Raw genomic sequence first — 22,692 nt, forward strand, 5'->3', positions numbered from 1 at the left:
ATATGCAAGATATAAAAAATCAAATTACATATTCCTTTCAATAATAAAAAAGGGTATAGACATAAAGTCTATACCCCGGATACTTTCTGATAAAAGTATATCTATAAATAGATTTCGTTGATTAAATGAAAGGATTCTTCTCTCTCTCTTCACCTAATTGATCGAATTTCTCATCTAATTGAGCTAATACTTTTTCCTCAGGAGTATTAGAATGTTCGGTTTTTGAAAGCGGAACATTTTGAGGAATAAAGTCAGTGAAACCATCTTTATCAGCATCTGGCTTAGAATAATCATAAGGCCAACGATAAACTACTGGTAAAGCACCTGGCCAGTTGCCGTGACCTGGTTTTCTTGGAGTTGTCCACTCTAAAGTAGTTGCATTCCAAGGGTTTAATGGTGCCAATCTACCTCTGAACATACTCCAGAAGAAGTTGAATACGAAGATGAATTGAGCAGTTACTGTTAAGATTGCTGCAATTGAAATAAATGTATTCAAATCTGTGAAAGTAGAGAATGCATCAAAGTTTGTGAATGAATAGTATCTTCTTGGGAAACCAGCAATACCGATATAGTGCATTGGGAAGAATACCATGTAAGCACCGATGAAAGTTAACCAGAAGTGAACATAACCCATTGCACTGTTCATCATTCTACCAAACATTTTTGGATACCAGTGATAAACACCAGCCATCATACCAAAGAATGCTGCAGAACCCATTACTAAGTGGAAGTGGGCTACTACAAAGTAAGTATCGTGTAATTGAATATCCAACGCTGAGTTACCAAGGATGATACCTGTAACACCACCTGAGATAAACAATGAAACTAGACCAATTGAGAACAACATTGCAGGCGTAAAGATGATATTACCTCTGAATAATGTTGTAATATAGTTAAAGGCTTTTACCGCTGAAGGTACCGCAATGATCAATGTCAAGAACATGAAGATTGTTCCCAAGAACGGGTTCATACCTGATACGAACATATGGTGAGCCCATACAATAAATGAAAGGAATGCAATACCTAACATTGAACCGATCATCGCTCTGTAACCGAAGATTGGCTTTCTTGAGTTCGTAGAAATTACCTCTGAAGTTAAACCTAAAGCTGGTAATAATACGATATATACCTCTGGGTGACCTAAGAACCAGAATAAGTGCTGGAATAAGATAGGGCTACCACCTGAGTGCTCTAATAATTCTCCTTGAATGTAGATATCTGACAAGTAGAATGATGTACCAAAGCTACGGTCAAATACTAATAATAATGCTGCTGCAAATAATACAGGGAATGATAAAGTACCAATGATCGCTGTGATAAAGAATGACCAGATTGTAAGTGGCATTTTAGCGAAAGACATACCTGCTGTTCTTAAGTTGATCACTGTAGAAATATAGTTGATCGAACCTAATAAAGAAGAAGCAATGAAAAATACCATTGATACCAACCATAATGTCATACCAATACCTGAACCTGACACCGCTTGAGGTAATGCCGATAATGGAGGATAAATTACCCAACCACCTGACGCAGGACCTGTTGAAGCAAATAATGAAGCAAACATGATTACTGATGCTAAGAAGAACAACCAGTAAGAAAGCATGTTCATAAAACCTGAAGCCATATCTCTTGCTCCAATTTGTAAAGGAATCAAGAAATTGGAGAAGGTACCACTCAAACCGGCTGTCAATACAAAGAATACCATAATAGTACCGTGCATTGTAACTGCCGCTAGATAGAAAGTAGTATCCATTTTACCGCTTTCAGTAATCCAGTCTCCTAATAAAGGTCTTAACCATTCTAGGTTAGCTTCAGGAAAACCTAATTGAATACGGAATAATAATGATAAACCGCCACCAATGATTGCCCAGAAAATACCAGAAATCAAATATTGCTTTGCAATAACTTTATGATCGAATGAAAACACATAATTGGTCCAAAAGTTACCATGGTGCTCATGATCATCGTGCGAGTGAACGTCTTTGCTTTCTACGTCTAATGCTACACTTGACATGTTATTTATCTTTTTTGAGTTTGAATCTAAATTGAAAAGGATTAGTGAGACTTAGCTACTGAAGCTGTTTTAGCTTTCTTTGCTTCCCATTGTGATAAGTAGTCAGGATTCTTCTCTAACCAAGGTTTTTGTTTCATCAACCACTCATCATATTCTTTTTGAGTAACAACTTTCACTAACTTTCTCATACCAAAGTGACCGTAACCACAAACCTCTGTACAAGCTAACTCATAGTTAAACTTAGGATTGTTTGTTTTTTGTCTCATTTCAGCCGTAGTAATTGTTGGCGTAAATTTGAAACGAGTAGGCATACCTGGTACAGCATCCATTTTCACACGGAAGTGTGGTAAGAATACAGAGTGAATAACATCAATAGCTCTGATCTTTAATTCGATTTCTCTACCTACTGGAAGATAAATTTCTCTAGCAGTAAAGTCATCTTGGGCATTCACATCATCATAATCCACACCCATAGAGTTAGTATTGTCGATGTTAGCAACATCATAACGACCTAATTTTAAATCTTTACCTGGATAACGAATTTCCCAAGCAAACTGCTTACCCATTAATTCTACTTGAATAGCATCTTCAGTTGCAGGTGCTGTAATATCAGCCCATGCTCTCCAACCAAAAATTACAAGAACTGCCATTACAATTGCAGGAACTGCTGTCCATGCAATCTCTAATGTGTCATTGTGTGGGTTAAAATCTGCTTTTCTCTTTTCTGAGAACTGAAATAAGAATGGGAATGTAAATAATAATAAGTGAGTCAAAGCAAAAGCTGTGAACACAATACCCATTGTTATCCAAAATAAATGGTCAGTCTCTTTACCATGAATCGATGCAGCTTCTGGTAAGAAAAATTGTTTTGCATCATTAAAAGACCACATAATTAAACCTGATCCAACAATCAAAACAATTGGAAATAATGCTGCATTAATCTTGTTACTTGTCGTAACCTTCGTCTTCTTCTGGTCGCCCTTAGCGATTCCTACAAGAGTAATGATACGATAAACCAAAGCAAGTACTGCTATGATTAAAATCGCTCCCGTGGCAAAAAGTAAAGCCGTTGTCATACCTTTCTGATAGTGTGTAAGTTCGTGATATACTTTATTGTGACAATTTATCGTCTTAGTTCTCTATTGAGAAAAATAAGTTCGCATAAAATTCCATCAAATATATTAAAGTATTTTTACATTGATGATATATATCATACTTTTTTGATGACTAAATTCGATATTTTATATGAATAGATTGATTTACAGTAAGATACAATTACACTTTAGTAGGTGACTTGCGTAACCTTTATACCTGCTTTACGTAACAAATCAAGCCCAGATTGATCCCTATATGCTCTCTTATAGAAGAAAGAAGAGATACCTGCCTGAACAATTAGTTTTGCACATCCAAAGCAACAACTATCTGTACAGTATAATGATGCTCCATCTGTTGAATAAGTAGACTTTGCCGCTTTAGTAATCGCATTTGCTTCTGCATGCAACACTTCTTCTTTTGTTGCTAAAACAGTCTCTTCCTCTTGCAACTCTTCATTCCACTTATTCACCTCAACCTCACAACAATTGTCAAAACCTTTTGGTGTACCGTTGTACCCCATTGAGATAATATTTCCATCCTTCACAATGATTGCCCCAACTTTCAATCGCGTACATCTGCTTAATTCAGCAATTGACTCTGCACATCTCATAAAAGCTAAATCAAACTCTTGTGCTCTTTCCATACTGCTCATAATATTATTTTACTGTTATAATTAATTGTTTCAAAAAAATAAAAAAAGCCCTGTACCGTAATACAGAGCTTTATATAGTTACGGAATTTATCCGAATTATCTACTTAAGTATTGATTTCTTCTTGAGTAAATATCTAAGAAGTAATCATCTTTCAAGTTGTCAATGAAGTAGATTGCTTCACCTGTAGATTTCATTTCAGGTCCTAACTGCTTATCTACGTTAGGGAACTTATTGAATGAGAATACAGGAATCTTAATAGCATATCCTTTCTTCACTGGTTTGAAATCGAAGTCTTTTACCTTCTTATCACCAAGCATTACCTTAGTAGCATAATTCACATATGGCTCTTGGTATGCTTTACAGATAAATGGCACAGTACGAGATGCACGAGGGTTTGCCTCAATGATGTAAACTTTATCATCTTTGATTGCAAACTGAATATTCAATAGACCTTTTGTTTTCAAGGCCACTGCAATCTTCTTCGTGTATTCTTCGATTTGCTCGATCACCATATCACCTAAGTTATATGGAGGTAATACTGCATAAGAGTCACCAGAGTGGATACCTGCAGGCTCGATATGCTGCATAATACCAACGATGTAAACATCTTCGCCGTCACAGATTGCATCTGCTTCTGCTTCAATTGCACCGTCCAAGTAATGATCTAGTAGAACTTTATTACCAGGAATATCACGCAACGTTTCTACAACATGTTGCTCTAACTCTTCCTCGTTGATCACGATCTTCATTTTCTGACCACCTAATACATAAGAAGGTCTTACTAGAAGAGGGAATCCTAAATCTTCAGATTTCTCTAATGCTTCATCAGCAGTTTCAATCACATCGAATTTAGGGTAAGGAATATTGTTATCCTTCAACAATGTTGAGAAGCTACCTCTATCCTCTGCTAAATCAAGTGCCTCATAACTTGTACCTAAGATCTTAACGCCATATTTCGTTAATTTCTCAGCAATTTTAAGAGCAGTCTGACCACCTAACTGTACAATTACGCCTACTGGCTTCTCGTGTAAGATGATTTCGTAAATATGCTCCCAGAATACAGGTTCGAAGTATAATTTATCTGCAATATCAGGGTCAGTAGAAACCGTTTCAGGGTTACAGTTGATCATGATTGTTTCGTATCCAGCTTCTTTTGCTGCTAAGACACCGTGAACACAGCAGTAATCAAACTCAATACCTTGACCGATACGGTTAGGACCAGCACCTAATACAACTACTTTCTTCTTCTTAGAAGGTTTCGATTCATTTTGGCTGTCAAATGTAGAGTAGAAATAAGGAGTCTTTGCTTCAAACTCAGCTGCACAAGTATCTACCAGTTTCCACTGACGTTTGATATCCATCTCATTGTAACGCTTCTCGAATACTTCAGACTCAAGACATCCTAAGATGTGTGCAATTTGACGGTCACCGAAACCTTTTTCTTTTGCTTCACGCATTAATTCAAAAGAAATTGTATCAATCGTTTGCTCGCTGATTTTCTTTTCAACTAATACTAAGTCTAAGATTTGACGTAAGAACCACTTGTCGATTTTTGTAAGGTTACGAACAGTCCTCATAGCGATACCCAATTTCATGGCATCCCAAATTCTAAACAATCGATCCCATGAAGGATTTTCTAATTTGTCAAGAATTTCATCCTGCTTCGTAATCTCTTTACCATCAGCACCAATACCGTTACGTTTGATTTCTAATGATTGACAAGCTTTTTGTATAGCCTCTTGGAATGTACGTCCGATACCCATTACCTCACCTACAGCTTTCATCTGTAAACCAAGTTTAGTATCTGCACCTTTGAATTTATCAAAGTTCCAACGAGGGATTTTTACAATTACATAGTCTAATGCAGGCTCAAAGAACGCTGAAGTAGTACCTGTAATTGGGTTTTTCAATTCATCTAAGTTATAACCAATAGCTAATTTGGCTGCAATCTTAGCGATTGGATAACCAGTAGCTTTAGAGGCTAACGCTGACGATCTTGATACACGAGGGTTGATCTCGATACCAATAATTTCACTATCATCAGGAGATACAGAGAACTGAACGTTACATCCACCAGCGAACATACCGATACCATTCATCATCTTGATCGCAAGATCTCTCATTCTTTGGTATACAGTATCTGGTAATGTTTGTGCAGGTGCCACTGTGATAGAGTCACCAGTGTGAACACCCATTGGGTCAAAGTTCTCAATTGAACAGATGATAATTACGTTTCCTAAATCATCTCTCAATAACTCCAATTCGTATTCTTTCCATCCTAAGATAGATTGTTCGATCAACACCTCATGAACTGGAGACATTTCCAATCCTCTTGATAATGCTTTTTCGAACTCGTCTGGCGTGTTTACAAAACCACCACCAGTACCACCCAAAGTAAATGATGGTCTAATTACTAATGGGAATCCAATTTCTTGAGCAATCTCTTTACCTTGAAGGAAAGATTTAGCTGTACGTCCTTTACATACACCTACGCCTAGCTCAAGCATTTTTTGTCTAAACAGCTCTCTATCTTCTGTCGTATTGATCGCATCAATATCAACACCGATAATCTCTACACCAAAGTCCTCCCAGATCCCTGCTTCTTGAGCATCAATCGCTAGGTTCAATGCAGTCTGACCACCCATTGTAGGTAGTACCGCATCAATATCATGCTTTTCAAGAATTGTGATTAGAGATTTTTTCTCTAAAGGAAGGAGATAGACGTTATCCGCAGTAACCGGATCCGTCATAATAGTTGCAGGATTAGAGTTGATCAGAGTAACTTCGATACCCTCTTCTCTTAGTGAACGTGCTGCTTGGGTTCCTGAGTAATCAAACTCACAAGCTTGTCCGATAATAATTGGACCACTTCCGATGATAAGTACCGACTTAATGTGCTTCTTTCTAGGCATTTTGCTATCTCGTTTAAAACATGACTTAACACTCGGGATGCAAAACTAATATAGAAAACTTTAAAATCCCTATTAAAATAACAATATTATTCGATTAAAAAATTAAAGTTGTTTTTACTCAGATTTAACAAATTCTTCATCTATCTTTGTACTTTTTCTAAAAATCGCCTATATGCTAACAAAACGAATAATTCCTTGCTTGGACATCAAAGATGGCAAGACTGTAAAAGGTGTCAACTTTGTAGAATTAAGAGATGCCGGAGACCCTGTAGAACTCGCTAAAATCTACAGCAACGAGGGAGCCGATGAATTAGTATTTCTTGATATTACAGCTACTGTAGAAAAAAGAAAAACATTAATTGAACTTGTGCAAAGAGTTGCTTCTCAGATTAATATACCATTTACTGTAGGTGGTGGCATCTCAAGTATTGAAGATGTTTCTGCTTTATTGAATGCTGGTGCGGACAAAGTTTCTATCAACTCTTCAGCTGTAAAAAGACCAGAATTGATCAATGAGTTATCTGATGAATTTGGCAGTCAATGCGTTGTTGTTGCCGTTGACACAAGATATGTGGAAGGCGAACATATTGTTCACGTGAGAGGTGGACGTACTCCAACAGAATTAAGAACTATCCCTTGGGTTCATGAATGCCAAGAAAGAGGAGCTGGAGAGATCCTGTTAACATCAATGGATCATGACGGCACCAAAAATGGTTTTGCCATTGAACTAACGAAAGAAATTTCCCAGTCATTAAATATTCCTGTCATTGCTTCAGGGGGAGCAGGTGCAGAATCTCACTTTATCGACTTATTTCAACAAGATGCCGCTGACGCTGCTTTAGCTGCAAGTATTTTCCACTTCAAAGAAATTGGAATTCCTCATTTAAAATCTCATTTAAGAGAAGAGGGCGTTGAAATCAGATTATAATATCAAAAGTACTAGAGTATATTGTTATGTGATTTCATCTAAAAAATTGTAAAGTTTTCTTCTATAGAAATGTTATCATATAATAATGAATAAATTAGAATTCATGGACATGAGTGCCTATACTCTAGCACTTTATACATATATATCACATATAAATTAATGAACGAGCAGTCATTAAATCTTTTGTAAGGATACTTAATATTATTGTTCGTTCTCTAAAATAATCTTATTTTTGCACGCATATTTAATAAAAGCACAACAGATAACATTTTAATAAACTGAATATCAAGCTTCTAATAATTTGTATATTCTTCTATTCTTAAAGATATTTGTAAAAGCTTTTTGTATGTCATTAGCAAAAGATAAAAGATTTAAAATACAGCTATGTATATAGAAGTTTTAAAGTCAAAGATACACAGAGTAAAGGTTACGCAGGCAGAATTAAACTACGTGGGCAGTATTACTGTAGACCAGGATCTTATGGACGCTGCAAATATTATTGAAGGCGAAAAAGTTCAAATCGTAAACAATAATAACGGAGAAAGATTTGAAACTTATGTTATCACTGGTGAAAGAGGTAGTGGTACAATCTGCTTGAACGGCGCTGCTGCTAGAAAAGTACAAGTAGGTGATATTCTTATCATCATCTCTTATGCTTATATGAAACAGAAAAAAGCAACCGAATATCGTCCAAAACTTGTCTTCCCAAATGACGACAATAAATTGGAAGATTAATTTTTAAAGATAATAGATAACTATGCCAACTCAATTGTAAAAAATCTTTTGGGTTGGCTCGTTTTTTTTGGATACCCTCGTAAACAGAGGACTTTATGAAAATACAAGAAATTCTTAAGTATGTTTTCTCATTTGTACTAGCTGGACTTTTACTTTGGTACGTATTAAAAGAGCAAAACATACAAGAAGTAGCCACTTCATTTGAAGACTTAAACTGGGGAATTTTATTCACTTCCATATTAATTTCATTAACCAGTCATTACATTAGAGGCCTTCGATGGGGGTTGATGCTAAAACCTCTCAATTACAAAGCTTCAGGGCCCAATCTTTTTATGGCCACAATGACCGGTTATGCTGGAAATGTGATCATCCCAAGGTTTGGCGAGTTTTTCAGATGCGGAATACTTCAAAAACTAACAAAGATCCCTGCTAAAACTTCATTTGGTGCTGTTGTAGCAGAAAGAGCCATTGATCTTGTTATTTTCATCATCCTTTTTTCCATTGCATTTTTCAGTCAATTTGAAAAATTGCACAATATGATTATGCCCCATTTCACTCAAAATGAAGACGCTCTAAAAGGCAAGTTCATGCTTTTGGCGATTGTCGGCATAATTGGAATATTCATTTTGGGTATCTTATTCAAAATACGTAAAAGACTTTTCAAAACTCCTTTATTCCGAAAATTCTATAGTTTTATTCAAGGAATATTGGAAGGTATGGCAGGTGTTTTCAAACTTCGCAGTAAAGATTTAGCAACTTATTTCCTTTACACTGCGTTAATTTGGATCACTTATTTTTATATGTGCTATATCCTATTCTTCGCAATTGAAGGCACTTCAATGTTATCTCCAGTAGTAGGCTTTGTAATGATGATGATGGGAGGATTAGGAATGGTTTTACCAACGCCCGGTGGCACTGGATCTTACCATTTTTTTGCTACTCAAACCCTTCTGATTTATGGTGTCGCTGAACCAGACGCTATTGCTTTTGCATTATTAATGCATACCTCTCAGACTATCTCAGTACTTACAATTGGAGGGGTCAGCACATTGATTGCCAACTTAAAGAAGTCTCCTGAACCTATCGAACAAACGCAACAAAATGGAATCTAAACATAAAATAGTAGACCTTCAGAAAGGAATAGAAATAAGAACGGAATGGAAAAACAACAACGAGAAAGTAGTTTTCACCAATGGTTGTTTCGACATCGTGCACCTTGGTCATGTTGACTACCTGGAGCAAGCAAGAGCTCAAGGTACTAAAATGATTTTAGGGTTAAATACTGACAGCTCAGTTAAAAAGCTAAAAGGAGAAGAACGCCCTATTAATAATGAATATGCTAGAGCGCGTTTGTTAGCAGCTTTTGAATTCATCGACATGGTCGTTTTATTTAGCGATGACACTCCAATTCACCTTATCAACGATTTAATGCCAGACGTTTTAGTGAAAGGTGCTGATTATACCATTGATAATATTGTTGGAGCCAAAGAAGTAATGGCTAATGGCGGCGAAGTAAAAACCATTACCTTAGTTGAAGGTTTTTCTACTACTTCCATTATTGATAAAATTCGGAAAGTTGGATTATAATACTAAATCATTTCTGATGAAGAATTGTATTATTTAGTACAATTATAAATCCCACACCCTTACCAAAATAAGACACATCCAATTAAATCTTCATGAAAAGTAACACAACATATATATAGTTGTGTGCAATCAAGATTTTAAGAGATTTCAATACTATTCCATTGAATTTGATGTCTATTACCTTGCATTTCATCTCACAAGTCCATAAATTATTAGTAGAAGTATGATTATTGAAAATCCGATCACCATCACTGATCGTGCGGCAGAAGAAATAAAAAATATATTAACCCAGAAAAAAGTTCCTGAGGGCTACTTTCTAAGAATTGGAGTAAAAGGCGGAGGCGGATGTGGCGGCGCTACTTTTACTTTAGGATTTGATAAAGAAAAAGAAACTGATATGTCTTACACTACCAAGGGTATTTCTGTTGTCATAGAAAAGCGTCAAATGATGTTTTTAATTGACCTTGAAGTAGACTTTGAAGACCGTAGAGATGAGAGAGGTTTTGTTTTCAATAAGAAAAACGCTCAGTAACTTTTTTTTACAGATGTTTAAACCGGAATGACAGAAGAAAAATCAACAAAAGAATACGGCGTTAAAGCTTGGATACCTTTAATAGTAGGTCTATCTATTGGGCTAGGTGTAATTATTGGAACACACCTCAGAGGTCCGAGTGTTGATGATAAACGTATGGCAGTTGATTCCAATGCTTCCAAATTTGAACGTCTACTTAATTATGTCGACAAATATTATGTTGACAGTGTGAATGTAGATCAGCTTACCCAAAAAGCAATTGATCACATTTTAGAGGATCTTGATCCACATACTGTATATGTTCCACCTGCAGAAGCAGATATCATGGCTTCAAGGCTTGATGATGGTTTTGAAGGTGTAGGTATTGAATTCAGAGTTATTGATGACACTTTAAAAGTAGTTTCATTAATGCCAGGTGGCCCCTCTATTGAAACTGGAATAAGAGCTGGCGATAAAATCATTACCGTTAATGGTGATACAATTGCAGGCCAGAATTTTTCCAACTCTCAAATCGTCAAAAAACTTAGAGGAAAAAAAGGAACTAAAGTAGAAGTAGGTATTAAAAGACGTAGCCAACCTGATTTACTCTCTTTTTCAATTACAAGAGATAAAGTCCCTACCCCATCTGTGGAATCAAGTTACATGATTGATGAAGCTACAGGCTATATCAAAATTACTCGTTTTGCCACTAAAACATATGATGAATTCCACAATGCTCTTTTAAATCTCAAATCAGATGGCATGAAAAACCTAGTGCTTGATTTAAGAGATAATGGAGGAGGATTCTTAGGACAAGCTGTAAAAATTGCCGATGACTTACTGCCGAAAGATGACTTGATTGTCTACACGGAAGGCAAAGGCAATGAATTCAGTGAGAAAGAATACAGTATAAGACCTGCTGATTTTACAGGACCAATTGTTGTGCTCGTCAATGAAAGAAGTGCCTCTGCTTCTGAAATTGTAACTGGTGCACTACAAGATCACGACAGAGCAGTAGTAGTAGGAAGAAGAACCTATGGTAAAGGGTTAGTACAAAGACAAATTCGTTTGAAAGACAATTCTCTATTGAGGTTAACGATATCAAGGTACTTCACTCCAAGCGGTAGAAGCATCCAAAAACCTTATGGAGATGGTATATCTTACAACAATGATATTAATGAAAGGTATGAAAGCGGTGAACTTTTCTTCAAAGACAGTATAAAACTAGAAGAAATGCCGCAATTCAAGACCGACAACAACAGAATTGTTTACGGCGGTGGTGGAATTATTCCCGACAACTTTGTACCTTTAGATACAACATCTTTAGGCATCTATTATTATACCTTAGAGCATACTGATTTGCTAAGAGATTTTGCGTTGAACTATGCCAATGATCATTACATCAATCTTCAAGAACATGGTTTGGCACATTTCATTACTAATTTTGAAAGTGACACTTCAATAATTTCTCAACTTGAAAAGTTCTCAGAGATAAATGGTGTTTTCAGAAAATCAAAACATCATAATCCTGATCTTATTGACGAGGAATTAGTTCATAGAATCAAAGTTACTATTGCAAGAGCACTTTGGGGAGATGAAGGGTATTATCAGGTATTGAACACCAAAGACCCTATGGTAAAAGAAGCTAAAAAGATCATTCAGCAAGGAGTTGCTACAGAAGCTAAGGACCTAAAGGTTAAAGGTTGAAAGTAGTCAATTCAGTACCCAATTAACTACTCTTATTATCCTTATGAAGCTAAAACAAATCAAATTACTATCCAATCAAGATGCTCAGACTAGTTTGTTTCTCGCCTCGAAAATTGGAGAGGGACAAAACTTCAAAGAAAGTCTTGATTTGTTCTTTGATGCTTATTCTACGATATTAAATCAATTCAATGTCTCTTTATTTTTCAAGAAAGAAGAACATCATGTAACTCTCAACCCTCCTTTTATTCAAAATTTTGGGTTAGCGTACACGTACACAAATCACAACTACTATCCCCCACATGTCTATTTTATTGAAAACTTTTTAAGTCTGGATCAATCAAATCATGTGTTTGAAAAAGGGGACAAGTCGTTTTATATTTCAAAAATTGGGGATCAGGGCATTATGGTCATCCAATCTCAGAAAACTAATTTTGGTTTTGACAGTATCTATGGATTGAATTCTACAATTGATCTTCTTTCAAAATGTTTGATCAATACACTGAAACTGGAAAGGTTACAAACCTTTTCTACGTCAAAACATAATATTCAAAGCCCCTATCCTACTTTACGTTTTGACAAAGAAGCTAATATTCTTTTCCTAAATCATTCTGCAAAGAAAATTCAAACACACTTTGAAGAATTAAAATGGGTCTATGCTGATATGTTTAAAGAATGCCTTTCAGCATATCAAACAAAAGAATATGAACAAATTATTCTAGATACTCCTTATTCTATAACTATAAAACCTTTACCTGAGCAAAATGTAGTTTATGTTTACGCTATTGATATTTCCACACGAAAAAATATAGAAAACAAGCTTAAGGAGGAAAAGGAAAAAGCAGAAAAGTCAGCACAACAAAAAATGGAGTTTCTCTCGACAATGAGCCATGAAATCAGAACTCCTATGAACTCTATTATTGGCTCTATCAACCTTTTAATTGATACACAACTTAATCCGTATCAATCTAAAAAACTAGAAATGATGCGATTTGCTGCTGACAATTTACTGCGTCTAATCAATGAGATTTTAGATTTCAATAAACTTGAAGCCAATAAAGTAAGTCTTGAAAAGATTCGTTTTTCAATGGCTGACACGATGGAACACTTGTTTATGATGTATGCACTTCAAGCTGAAAATAAAAATATTGGATATGAGTTAAAGACTACTTCTCTGCCCAAAAATTTTGTAATGGGAGACCCTACGCGACTGTCACAAATCTTGTTGAATTTAATTTCCAATGCCATTAAATTTACTGAAGAAGGTGCAGTATCTTTTGATGTTGTTTGTACTTATCAAGATGAAAAATCAGTTGTTTATCAATTTATTATCAAAGATTCAGGTATTGGCATTTCTCAAGATCGCATTGATTCTATCTTTGAAGCCTTTACGCAAGCGGACACAAGTACAACAAGAAAGTTTGGAGGTACAGGATTAGGATTAAATATCACCAAGAAACTCGTTGACTTACTAGATGGACAGTTACTTTTAGAAAGTACAGAAGGAATAGGCAGTACTTTTAAAGTTAGTCTCCCTTTCACTATTGCCGAAAATCAAGAATCAGACAAGAAAAAGGATAACTTCCAAATTGTAGATGGCAATTTAAAAGGAAAGAAAGTTTTGTTGGTGGATGACAACGAGTTCAACATTCTTATTGCATCTGAGTTTTTGAATAGATGGGAAGCGGAATATATTACCGCCAAAAATGGGGAAGATGCTATTATTAAACTTCACGACGAAGAGAAAAGTATTGATATCATTCTGATGGATTTGCAAATGCCCGTCATGAATGGGTATGAAGCCACTAAAATCATAAGAGAAAAAAGAGACGATTATTACCAAAACCTTCCTATAGTGGCATTGAGTGCAGATGTGGCAAGCGAAAATATTACTGAAATTGAACGGAAAGGTTTTAATGGATTTGCCTCAAAACCTTTTGACCCCGAAACACTTCTTTCTAAATTGCTCACCCTAATTGAAAAAAAATCTTACTAAAAGATTAAAAAAAGGTTACATCATAAGTGATTCTAAGATTTAAGGGTATTTTTGTGTGTTGACTTCGCCAAGTAAATGTGTATATGCGATTGAGTCATCGAGACGTTGATTTTTTAAAAGAGCAAAAGGAGAAACAAACACTATGGATACCCAACAGCAAAAAATGCTAAAAAATCTTAGTCCAACTAGGATTGTACTACCTATTTTGGTAGGTCTAGGGGTTTTATTTTATATGATATTGACAGATGACAACATAAATGCAGATGTCATTAAAAATAATCTTTCACAAATGGATATATGGTGGGTGATCGCCTCCTTTATCGTCTTATTTGCGAGAGATTTTGGGTACATGTCAAGAATACGAGCATTAACTGACAATAAATTAAATTGGAATTCAAGTTTCTTTGTAATCATGTTATGGGAATTTGCATCAGCGGTAACTCCTTCAGTAGTTGGAGGCACAACGGTTGCTGTATTCATCATGAATAAAGAAAAAATTCCATTTGGTAAAGCGTTGAGTTTTGTAATGCTTACAGCCATTCTAGACAATTTATTTTTTGTATTTGCCTCATTATTAGTCATTGCTCTTTTTCCAGGAAGTATTTTCCCTGTAAATAATTATACTACAGAGATTCTTGGCTTTACTTTAGGTTTAAAACAAATCTTTGTTGTCAGTGTATCCTTGATTACTCTATACACACTTTTCATGGCTTGGGGGTTATTCATTGGCCCTAAATCTTTCAAAAAATTCCTATGGAAAATTACTTCCACTCGATTTACAAAAAGATGGAGACGAGGAGCTGTAAAAAGTGGTAACGAAATGATTGTTGCCTCTAGGGAACTTAGAGGACATCCTTTAAGCTATTGGGTTAAAGTAATTTTTTCGACAATATTCATCTGGTCTGCTAGATATGCTATGTTGAATTGCCTCATCAACGCCTTCTTACATATCGACCTTATTGGATTAAGTCATCAAGATTTCTTAGATCAGTGTTTGATTTTCGGTAGACAGGTAATTATGTGGATTGTCATGCTGATTTCACCTACTCCAGGTAGTGCAGGGACGGCAGAATTTTTCTTTGGAGAATTTTTTAAAGAATTCTTCAATGATGGCGGTATTGTTCTAATAGTTGCTCTTTTCTGGAGGTTATTTACTTATTATGCCTATTTAGGAATAGGAGCCATAGTACTACCAAGATGGATCACAAAGAGATTTTAATATAAATGAATGTAATACAGTGAGGTATCACTGCTCTAAACTAAAAAGTGGAACCGAAAACCGGTTCCACTTTTCATTTAATGATTATGATAAAAAAATTAGGTCTAACAGGAAATAGCTTCTGCTAAGTATATTTCAAAATTATCCTATTATTTCTTGTAGTACAATTCACATTGCCCAATCTATTACTCAAGTAATATCTGCTCAGAAAAAGAACAAAAACATTAGAAATCAGTTTATAAACAAAAAATTCACTTTCATTTCAGAAATACTTTATCGTAAAATTTACTTTCTAGTAACATTCTTACGAAATTTGTACCCCGAACTTGAGATAGAATGATTAGAAGAGAGAATAAATTATCTGATTGGTTACCAATCACTAAAAAAGAAATGGCATTAAGAGGGTGGGATAGCCTGGATGTCATTATTATATCAGGAGATGCATATGTTGATCACCCTTCATTTGGAGCTGCTGTAATTGCTAGGCTTGTTGAATCTGAAGGACTGAAAGTAGGAATCATACCTCAACCCAACTGGAAAGGAGACTTGAGCGACTTTAAACAGTTAGGAAAACCAAATCTATTTTTTGGTGTGACTGGTGGCTGTATGGATTCAATGGTAAATCACTATACTGCAGCAAAAAGAAGACGCTCCAATGATGCGTACACCGCAGGAGGTGAATCTGGTCAACGACCTGATTATGCAACAATAGTTTATTCAAAGGTATTAAAAGAACTGTATCCAGATGTTCCAGTTCTTATTGGTGGAATTGAGGCTTCTCTACGAAGAGTTACACATTATGATTACTGGTCTGACAAACTAAAACCTTCTATTCTTGAAGAATCAGAAGCTGATATTTTAGTTTATGGTATGGGAGAACAACCTTTAAGGCAAATCATCAAGCTTGTAAAAAAGGGCGTGCCAATGCGTTCGTTGAAAACAATTCAACAAACAGCCATCTTACAACCTGTTGAAGAGGATCTTCCTAAAGGTGTACACTGGAATACAATTGACCTTCACTCTCATGAAGAATGTCAAGAAGATAAAATTAAGTTTGCTTCGAATTTCAAACACATTGAGAGAGAATCAAATAAGCAATATGCTGACCGTTTAACTCAAGTTATTGGTGAAAACAGATTGATAATCAATCCTCCTTATAAAACAATGAAGGAGAAGGAGATAGATGCTTCATTTGATTTACCTTATACTCGTTTACCACATCCAAAATATAACAACCAAGGTGCAATCCCTGCTTTTGACATGATCAAATTCTCGATCAATATGCATAGAGGTTGTTTTGGTGGCTGTTCATTCTGTACAATTTCGGCACATCAAGGAAAAATGATTGCAAGCCGTTCAGAGTCTTCTATTTTAAAAGAGATTGACAAAGTAGCAACGATGCCTGACTTCAAAGGCTATCTGAGTGACCTTGGTGGACCAAGTGCTAATATGTACAAAATGAAAGGTAAAGTACAGTCAATTTGTGATAAATGTGTAAGTCCGTCGTGTATACACCCTGTAGTATGTGACAACTTAGATTCTTCACATAAAGCGATGACTCAACTTTACAGAAAAGTAGATAAACACCCTGAAATCAAAAAAGCATTTGTGAGCAGTGGTATCAGATATGATCTTTTAGTCAGTGATTATAATAAATCTGATGAGACGAAAAGTTTACATGAATATATGGAGCAAGTAGTCACAAGACATATTCCAGGTAGATTAAAAGTTGCACCTGAACATACTTCTGACCCTGTATTGAGAATTATGAGAAAGCCTTCTTTTAAGCATTTCCATACTTTCAAAAAGAAGTTTGATCAGATCAACAAAAAGCACGGATTAAAACAACCTTTGATTCCTTATTTTATATCAAGTCACCCTGGCTGTGAGATGAAAGATATGGCTAATCTTGCTTTGGAGACTAAAGAAATGGGCTTCCAATTGGAACAAGTTCAGGACTTCACTCCTACTCCAATGACTGTTGCAACGGTAATTTATTATTCAGGAGTGCATCCTTATACTTTAAAACCTGTTGATACAGTAAAGGACCCAAGAAAGAAAAAGGATCAGAATAAATTCTTCTTCTGGTACAAAAAAGAAAATCAATCTTGGATCAGAGAAACGCTCCGTAAAAGTGGCAATTCTAAAATGGCAGAGGATTTATTGAAGTACCATGCTAAAGCCAAGAGGGATGAACGTGAAGCAAGGATAAATACCACATCAGGCTCCAAACCTAAAAGAGCAGGCAGTGGTTCAACTTCACATCATAAAGGAAAAACAACCTCTTCTAAAGAGATGAAAATGGGACAATCTAAAGCTTCTAATAGAAGAAAAAAGAAAAGAAGATAAATTGAACTATTCTACTACAATACAAATCCAGTAGAATACATTTCAAGTAGACATAAAAAAACACCTCACTGATAATTGATTCAATGAGGTGTTTATATTTTAACTATCTATAATTAATTTCTCAACTTTTAGTAATTCAAAGAAAAGTTGAAAGGAACAACCACCCAAGATGGAACAGCCTGAACTTCACCTGTAATTGTATTAGTCACTAAAGTTGGCTCAAATTCTAATTTCATAATTGCCTCTTCTACAGATGCTGCAAGCATTTCACTTCCTTTGATCACTTTGTAATTTGTTACCTCGCCTTCAGCATTTACATAAGCCTTAATTTTCACCTGACCTTCAATACCCATGTCTTTTCCCATTTTTGGGTAATTTATCTCTGCTGTTACAGCTTCATAATTCACTACTTTAGCTTGTTGGTAAGTAAATAATGGCTTGTCGTCTTCTGGATTATTTGCTACTACATTAATTACTAATCCGAAAATAAATGCTACTGGTAATAATATATTTTTAATATTCATGACTTTACTTTTTTAGATTTAAAAATCATTAATGTTACTTTTGATTAACATTAATGTAATATAAAGATGATGGATTAAACTGAATAATGTACTAAGTACACTTAAGTTTTTTTGATGATTATCATCACATACAGCATTATAACGCTAGTTTATTGTGTAAAGTTTCACACTCAAATGATAAAAAGGGTAAATATTTCACAAAAAAGAACAACAACTCAAAAACACTCCAATATTAACTAAATGTTACATATTTAATAATGATGATTAAACTTTAATTCAAACTAAATTTTTAGTTTTTAAACTAACTTTTTAGTTGATAAATTTGAAAACTAAATTTTTAGTTCATAAATTGCAGACATCAAACAAAATATAAATGCTATCATAATGAAAAAATTAACTACCGCTGAAGAGCAAGTCATGCAAGTATTATGGCAACTCAATAAAGCTTTTGTAAAAGAAATAATTGCAGAACTGCCGGAACCAAAGCCTGCTTATAATACAGTATCGACGATCATTAGAATTTTACAACAAAAAGAATTTGTGGGACATAATACTTTTGGAAAAAGTCACCAATACTACCCATTGGTCACTAAGGAACAATACTCACATCAATATTTAAAAAGTTTTGTGGGGCGTTTCTTTAGTGGTTCTTTTGAAAATATGGTTTCCTTCTTTGCAAAAAAGGAAGATGTTGATCTCAACGAACTAGAAGATATGCTAAAAGATATTGATCAAGTTAAAAAAGAAGAAAGCGATGATTAGTTACCTATTATTATCCTCTACAGGGTTATTAGTTTTATCACTATTCTATTTTGTATTTCATAAGAATGAAACTTTTTTTCAACAAAATAGAATCACTTTATTATTAGGAGTAACGGTCAGTTTGATTTTTCCTTTGTTCAATATTCTGTCTGATCAGCAACAGATAATAATAACAGAGGCATTGCCAACGATTTATTTACCTGAATTGACTATTGGTGATCAAACTAAAATCCAATATTCAGATACCCAATGGACTTGGATTAATAGTACACTTCTAATTTATGTGGCTATCTTTTCCGTTTTAGCTCTTCGATTTACTATTTCTAATTTTAAACTGTTCCGTTTTATTCAAATTCACAAGAAAATACAATTTAAAGGAAGTACCCTTGTTTATACTGAAGGCAAATATCCAACATTTGCTTACTTGAAATATATTTTCTGGGACAATACAACAAAGCTTACTGAAACTGAACAAGAACTGATTCTTCAACACGAAAGAACGCACATAAAAGAACTCCACTCCTTCGATATTTTTCTGATGGAAATCCTCAAGATCATCTTTTGGTTCCATCCAGCTATATACCTCATTGATGCTGCACTGCGCACGCAGCATGAATACCTTGCCGATCAAAAGGCAAACCAAATGACTAACGATGCATCATACAGTCAATTAATGATCAGGTCTCTTTTTGAAGATATTTCTTTGAATGTAGGCCACGGTTTTCAATTTTCAACTGTAAAATCCAGAATTAAAATGCTAAAAAAAGAACGTACAAATCAATGGAAAAGAGTATCGAGTCTCTTCACTTTTTCAATCTTAGTTTCAAGTATTATTTTTCTTCAAGCTTGTGTAAAGGATGAATTCGATATTGTAGATTTTGACTCTCAACTGTCTGAAGTATCCACTGAAATTGTTTATGGCTATCAAATTGATGAAAGAACTTATTGGGACGTAAATAATTCATATTCAGAAGATTTAAATCCTGATGAAATTCAATCCATCAATGTATTAAAAGGAAATCAAACACCAACTTTCTTCAATGGAAGTGTTCAAGGTGTAATTGTTGTCAATTTTAAAAATGATTCTCAAGTCTCATTAATTGAAAAAATGAAGAAGCTTCCTTCAACAAAGTTGATATTGACAGTGAATTCAGATTTCACTCCCAAAGAAAAAATTAACGTATCCAATAATGATGAGGTCTTTGATGAAGCTCAAAACCAAGCTGAATATCCTGGCGGGATGGCCGAATTACAAAAGAAAATTGGAGAAGTAATGAAGTACCCAAAAGAGGCAAAAGAAAAAGGTATTGAAGGAAAAGTGTTTTTGGAATTTATTATTAATGAAGAAGGAAATGGTCAAGACTTCAAAATTGCAAAAAGCGTGGATCCGTTACTAGATCAGGAAGTTTTAAGGGTAGCTTCAATTGTAATGAAAGGTTGGACACCTGCTAATAATGATGGTAAAATTGTTAAACAAAGATTAATTATGCCAATTTCATTTAAATTATAAGGCATAGGCAAACTTAGCTTCAAACTATTTTATAGATTGGATCAGAAATCTATTTTTATTACGCAGAACACCTACCCAAAGTGTTCTGCTTTTTAATATTACAACCATGAATAAACTAATTCTTTTCATTCTATTTCTTCCTTTGTTTACTAACGCACAAAGTAGAAAAGAAGTCCAATTAATCCATCAAAAACAATTAGCTTTTAAAGCCGAAAAAGATGCAAAATTTAACAATAGTATAACAAGATTCCATAACTTTTTAAAAGAAAAAAATCCTGAGAATTTTCGTCAAATCATAGAAACGGCTAAGGCTGATTCATTAGCTGACATCAAGAAAAGAGAAGAGAAAAAACTATTGTACGCTCAGCTTCTTGATACTCTTGATCGGGACACCACAAAATTACGATTAGTTAACTCTAATTGGTCTGAAATTCCTGAATTACTCACTCAGTTTGAAAATCTAGATACTTTGATATTAACAGATAACCAATTAAAATCTATTTCTAAAAGATTCAAGTATTTGAAAAATCTCAAATATTTAGACCTTTCAAAAAATGATTTTTCTGGACAAAGATTAAAATTTTCAAAACTTAAGCACATAGAATACCTCAACCTTAGTGAATGTAATTTGGAAAGGTTACCTAAAAAGTTAAGAAGATTAAAGAACCTTAAAACACTCGTTTTGTCTAATAATCCATTACAAGACACTAAAAGAATACAAAAATTAAAACATCTTGAAAGTTTAAATCTAAACAAAACTGTAGTACCCCTTGATCCTTACAGTATATGTAAACTCAAGATGCTGAAAAAATTGAACATGAATGAATGTGAGCTTTTAGAAATTCCGTCTAAGATACAAGAACTGGAAAATCTAGAAAGTCTTGTACTTGCTCATAATAGAATCAGTGTTATACCAAATGAAATAGGTAATTTGAAAAAAATAAAGCATATCGTTGTATATCACAATGAAATTGAAGAAATACCAAACACATTCTTTCAATTAGCACAGTTACAGGAATTCGACATCTACCATAACAAAATTCAAACTATCCCAAAGGAAATCGGTCAGTTAAAAAATCTACATACTCTATTCTTGTCTTATAATAAGATTAAAGATTTACCCGAAGAGATGCAACAACTTACAAAGCTTGAAAAGCTATATCTTCACCACAATCAAATTGAATACATTTTTGATCTAAGTGCTTTTGAAAAACTTCAAATTTTACATCTTCAAAATAATCAACTAGATGTTTTCCCTAGTTCAATATTGAAGCTGGAAATGCTCATTGATCTTGATCTTTCAAACAATAAAATCACTTCTTTTCCAGTGGAACTAAACCAATTACAAAAGCTTGAAATGGTTAACCTATCAGATAACATGATAGAATTTGAGAAAAAATATAAGGAGAAATTTACTCCTATGAAGGATAAAGGTATTTTGGTCAACCTATAAAAAAGAAAGGTTACTCTTTTAAAGAAGAGTAACCTTTTATACTATTTAAGAACTTTCATATTTTGCAATATCGCGGGTATTTTTCTGAACTGTGATAGCTCCAAATATGGATAGAATAAAGCCAAAAGCGTAGAAACCTTTCTCACTTGGCAATAAATCCGCATTGAACAACCCTACACCTAACAACAATATTGATGCGATCAATGAAAACCAACTGAAACCAAAATAAACATTGGTCATTGGTATAAATTCTTGTTTATCTCTTACACATTTCTGGACTGAGATGGCTGAAAATAATGCAAACAGTAAAACTACTAGGTAATACCCTTTTTCATTCAATTCCATTTCAGCTCTAAATAATCCAATTGCATAGCCCAATACACCAATTCCAGTGGCTACCCATGAAGAAATCACATACGCATTTGACGGTTTCACGCTCATAGTTAATTTGTTTAGAGTTAAGTTATAATGGCCTCTTCTATCTTATTAAGAGGCTTAAAGACGTAGTTGAGGGTTTTTAACGAGTGTTTAATAATAAATGTTTATTCACTCACTCGTAAAAAATGTTAAAGCATCAACAATAGGTCTTTTTATTGGAAATATGCAAATTAACAATTTCTGCGAAAAAGCAGTTTAAAACCCCATATAAAACTCAATGCCTATTGAAATATAGCATAGTAAAGCAGAAGGTGGACATCTACCTTTGTAGAGTAATAAAAATATTTGCAACATTATTATTA

General features: G+C 34.4%; 18 protein-coding genes. 12 read left to right on the plus strand and 6 right to left on the minus strand.

What is annotated here, in order from left to right:
* Positions 1-121: 121 nt before the first annotated feature.
* The 4 genes from AVL50_RS02325 to carB form a co-directional block, all read right to left on the minus strand.
* Entirely contained in the window at positions 122-2,014 is a 1,893-nt protein-coding gene (locus AVL50_RS02325; RefSeq protein WP_062614865.1) for a cbb3-type cytochrome c oxidase subunit I, read from the minus strand.
* 41 nt (positions 2,015-2,055) lie between these two features.
* The gene (locus AVL50_RS02330) at positions 2,056-3,090 is read right to left on the minus strand and encodes a cytochrome c oxidase subunit II (RefSeq protein ID WP_062614866.1); all 1,035 of its coding nucleotides are present in this window, start codon (positions 3,088-3,090) and stop codon (positions 2,056-2,058) included.
* 206 nt (positions 3,091-3,296) lie between these two features.
* Positions 3,297-3,752: a dCMP deaminase family protein gene (locus tag AVL50_RS02335; protein WP_062614867.1), complete on the minus strand. Its 456-nt coding sequence runs from the start codon at positions 3,750-3,752 to the stop codon at positions 3,297-3,299.
* 105 nt (positions 3,753-3,857) lie between these two features.
* Entirely contained in the window at positions 3,858-6,674 is a 2,817-nt protein-coding gene (gene carB, locus AVL50_RS02340; protein WP_062614868.1) for a carbamoyl-phosphate synthase large subunit, read from the minus strand.
* A 172-nt stretch (positions 6,675-6,846) separates the two neighbouring features.
* Here carB and hisF point away from each other — a divergent pair, with 172 nt between their 5' ends.
* The 9 genes from hisF (at position 6,847) to AVL50_RS02385 (ending at position 17,703) form a co-directional block, all read left to right on the plus strand.
* Positions 6,847-7,602, plus strand: coding sequence for an imidazole glycerol phosphate synthase subunit HisF (gene hisF / locus AVL50_RS02345; protein WP_062614869.1), 756 nt, complete (start codon positions 6,847-6,849; stop codon positions 7,600-7,602).
* 384 nt (positions 7,603-7,986) lie between these two features.
* The gene (panD, locus tag AVL50_RS02350) at positions 7,987-8,337 is read left to right on the plus strand and encodes an aspartate 1-decarboxylase (protein WP_062614870.1); all 351 of its coding nucleotides are present in this window, start codon (positions 7,987-7,989) and stop codon (positions 8,335-8,337) included.
* 95 nt (positions 8,338-8,432) lie between these two features.
* A complete protein-coding gene (locus AVL50_RS02355; protein WP_062614871.1) occupies positions 8,433-9,449 on the plus strand; it encodes a lysylphosphatidylglycerol synthase transmembrane domain-containing protein in 1,017 nt (338 codons plus the stop codon).
* The gene (rfaE2, locus tag AVL50_RS02360) at positions 9,439-9,924 is read left to right on the plus strand and encodes a D-glycero-beta-D-manno-heptose 1-phosphate adenylyltransferase (RefSeq protein WP_062614872.1); all 486 of its coding nucleotides are present in this window, start codon (positions 9,439-9,441) and stop codon (positions 9,922-9,924) included. The genes AVL50_RS02355 and rfaE2 overlap by 11 nt, the downstream gene beginning before the upstream one ends.
* A gap of 223 nt (positions 9,925-10,147) precedes the next feature.
* A complete protein-coding gene (locus AVL50_RS02365) occupies positions 10,148-10,456 on the plus strand; it encodes an iron-sulfur cluster assembly accessory protein (RefSeq protein ID WP_062614873.1) in 309 nt (102 codons plus the stop codon).
* Positions 10,457-10,483: 27 nt separating this feature from the next.
* Entirely contained in the window at positions 10,484-12,142 is a 1,659-nt protein-coding gene (locus tag AVL50_RS02370) for a S41 family peptidase (protein ID WP_062614874.1), read from the plus strand.
* Positions 12,143-12,185: 43 nt separating this feature from the next.
* Positions 12,186-14,135, plus strand: coding sequence for an ATP-binding protein (locus AVL50_RS02375; RefSeq protein WP_062614875.1), 1,950 nt, complete (start codon positions 12,186-12,188; stop codon positions 14,133-14,135).
* A 163-nt stretch (positions 14,136-14,298) separates the two neighbouring features.
* Positions 14,299-15,354 carry a lysylphosphatidylglycerol synthase transmembrane domain-containing protein gene (locus AVL50_RS02380; RefSeq protein WP_253764245.1) on the plus strand — a complete coding sequence of 352 codons (1,056 nt, stop codon included), beginning with the start codon at positions 14,299-14,301 and terminating at the stop codon, positions 15,352-15,354.
* Positions 15,355-15,690: 336 nt separating this feature from the next.
* Positions 15,691-17,703, plus strand: coding sequence for a YgiQ family radical SAM protein (locus AVL50_RS02385; protein ID WP_063850513.1), 2,013 nt, complete (start codon positions 15,691-15,693; stop codon positions 17,701-17,703).
* Between the two features lie 128 nt (positions 17,704-17,831).
* Here AVL50_RS02385 and AVL50_RS02390 read toward each other — a convergent pair whose 3' ends face one another.
* Positions 17,832-18,227: an energy transducer TonB gene (locus AVL50_RS02390; protein ID WP_062614877.1), complete on the minus strand. Its 396-nt coding sequence runs from the start codon at positions 18,225-18,227 to the stop codon at positions 17,832-17,834.
* A gap of 384 nt (positions 18,228-18,611) precedes the next feature.
* Here AVL50_RS02390 and AVL50_RS02395 point away from each other — a divergent pair, with 384 nt between their 5' ends.
* The 3 genes from AVL50_RS02395 (at position 18,612) to AVL50_RS02405 (ending at position 21,952) form a co-directional block, all read left to right on the plus strand.
* The gene (locus tag AVL50_RS02395; protein ID WP_062614878.1) at positions 18,612-18,989 is read left to right on the plus strand and encodes a BlaI/MecI/CopY family transcriptional regulator; all 378 of its coding nucleotides are present in this window, start codon (positions 18,612-18,614) and stop codon (positions 18,987-18,989) included.
* Complete coding sequence (locus AVL50_RS02400) at positions 18,982-20,499, plus strand: M56 family metallopeptidase (protein WP_062614879.1); 1,518 nt, start codon at positions 18,982-18,984, stop codon at positions 20,497-20,499. Before AVL50_RS02395 ends, AVL50_RS02400 begins: the two co-directional genes overlap by 8 nt.
* Before the next feature lie 106 nt (positions 20,500-20,605).
* Positions 20,606-21,952 (plus strand): leucine-rich repeat domain-containing protein, encoded by a 1,347-nt coding sequence (locus AVL50_RS02405; RefSeq protein WP_062614880.1) that lies wholly within the window; start codon positions 20,606-20,608, stop codon positions 21,950-21,952.
* Between the two features lie 45 nt (positions 21,953-21,997).
* Here AVL50_RS02405 and yiaA read toward each other — a convergent pair whose 3' ends face one another.
* On the minus strand, positions 21,998-22,393 hold the full coding sequence (gene yiaA, locus AVL50_RS02410) for an inner membrane protein YiaA (RefSeq protein WP_062614881.1): 396 nt from the start codon (positions 22,391-22,393) through the stop codon (positions 21,998-22,000).
* Between the last annotated feature and the right edge of the window lie 299 nt (positions 22,394-22,692).

This window comes from Flammeovirga sp. SJP92, from assembly GCF_001583495.1.
Classification (GTDB): Bacteria; Bacteroidota; Bacteroidia; order Cytophagales; family Flammeovirgaceae; genus Flammeovirga.

Coding starts and splice junctions, on each gene's coding strand:
- AVL50_RS02325 (WP_062614865.1), bottom strand. CDS start 2,014: ATGTCAAGTGTAGCATTAGACGTAGAAAGCAAAGACGTTCACTCGCAC.
- AVL50_RS02330 (WP_062614866.1), bottom strand. CDS start 3,090: ATGACAACGGCTTTACTTTTTGCCACGGGAGCGATTTTAATCATAGCA.
- AVL50_RS02335 (WP_062614867.1), bottom strand. CDS start 3,752: ATGGAAAGAGCACAAGAGTTTGATTTAGCTTTTATGAGATGTGCAGAG.
- carB (WP_062614868.1), bottom strand. CDS start 6,674: ATGCCTAGAAAGAAGCACATTAAGTCGGTACTTATCATCGGAAGTGGT.
- hisF (WP_062614869.1), top strand. CDS start 6,847: ATGCTAACAAAACGAATAATTCCTTGCTTGGACATCAAAGATGGCAAG.
- panD (WP_062614870.1), top strand. CDS start 7,987: ATGTATATAGAAGTTTTAAAGTCAAAGATACACAGAGTAAAGGTTACG.
- AVL50_RS02355 (WP_062614871.1), top strand. CDS start 8,433: ATGAAAATACAAGAAATTCTTAAGTATGTTTTCTCATTTGTACTAGCT.
- rfaE2 (WP_062614872.1), top strand. CDS start 9,439: ATGGAATCTAAACATAAAATAGTAGACCTTCAGAAAGGAATAGAAATA.
- AVL50_RS02365 (WP_062614873.1), top strand. CDS start 10,148: ATGATTATTGAAAATCCGATCACCATCACTGATCGTGCGGCAGAAGAA.
- AVL50_RS02370 (WP_062614874.1), top strand. CDS start 10,484: ATGACAGAAGAAAAATCAACAAAAGAATACGGCGTTAAAGCTTGGATA.
- AVL50_RS02375 (WP_062614875.1), top strand. CDS start 12,186: ATGAAGCTAAAACAAATCAAATTACTATCCAATCAAGATGCTCAGACT.
- AVL50_RS02380 (WP_253764245.1), top strand. CDS start 14,299: ATGCTAAAAAATCTTAGTCCAACTAGGATTGTACTACCTATTTTGGTA.
- AVL50_RS02385 (WP_063850513.1), top strand. CDS start 15,691: ATGATTAGAAGAGAGAATAAATTATCTGATTGGTTACCAATCACTAAA.
- AVL50_RS02390 (WP_062614877.1), bottom strand. CDS start 18,227: ATGAATATTAAAAATATATTATTACCAGTAGCATTTATTTTCGGATTA.
- AVL50_RS02395 (WP_062614878.1), top strand. CDS start 18,612: ATGAAAAAATTAACTACCGCTGAAGAGCAAGTCATGCAAGTATTATGG.
- AVL50_RS02400 (WP_062614879.1), top strand. CDS start 18,982: ATGATTAGTTACCTATTATTATCCTCTACAGGGTTATTAGTTTTATCA.
- AVL50_RS02405 (WP_062614880.1), top strand. CDS start 20,606: ATGAATAAACTAATTCTTTTCATTCTATTTCTTCCTTTGTTTACTAAC.
- yiaA (WP_062614881.1), bottom strand. CDS start 22,393: ATGAGCGTGAAACCGTCAAATGCGTATGTGATTTCTTCATGGGTAGCC.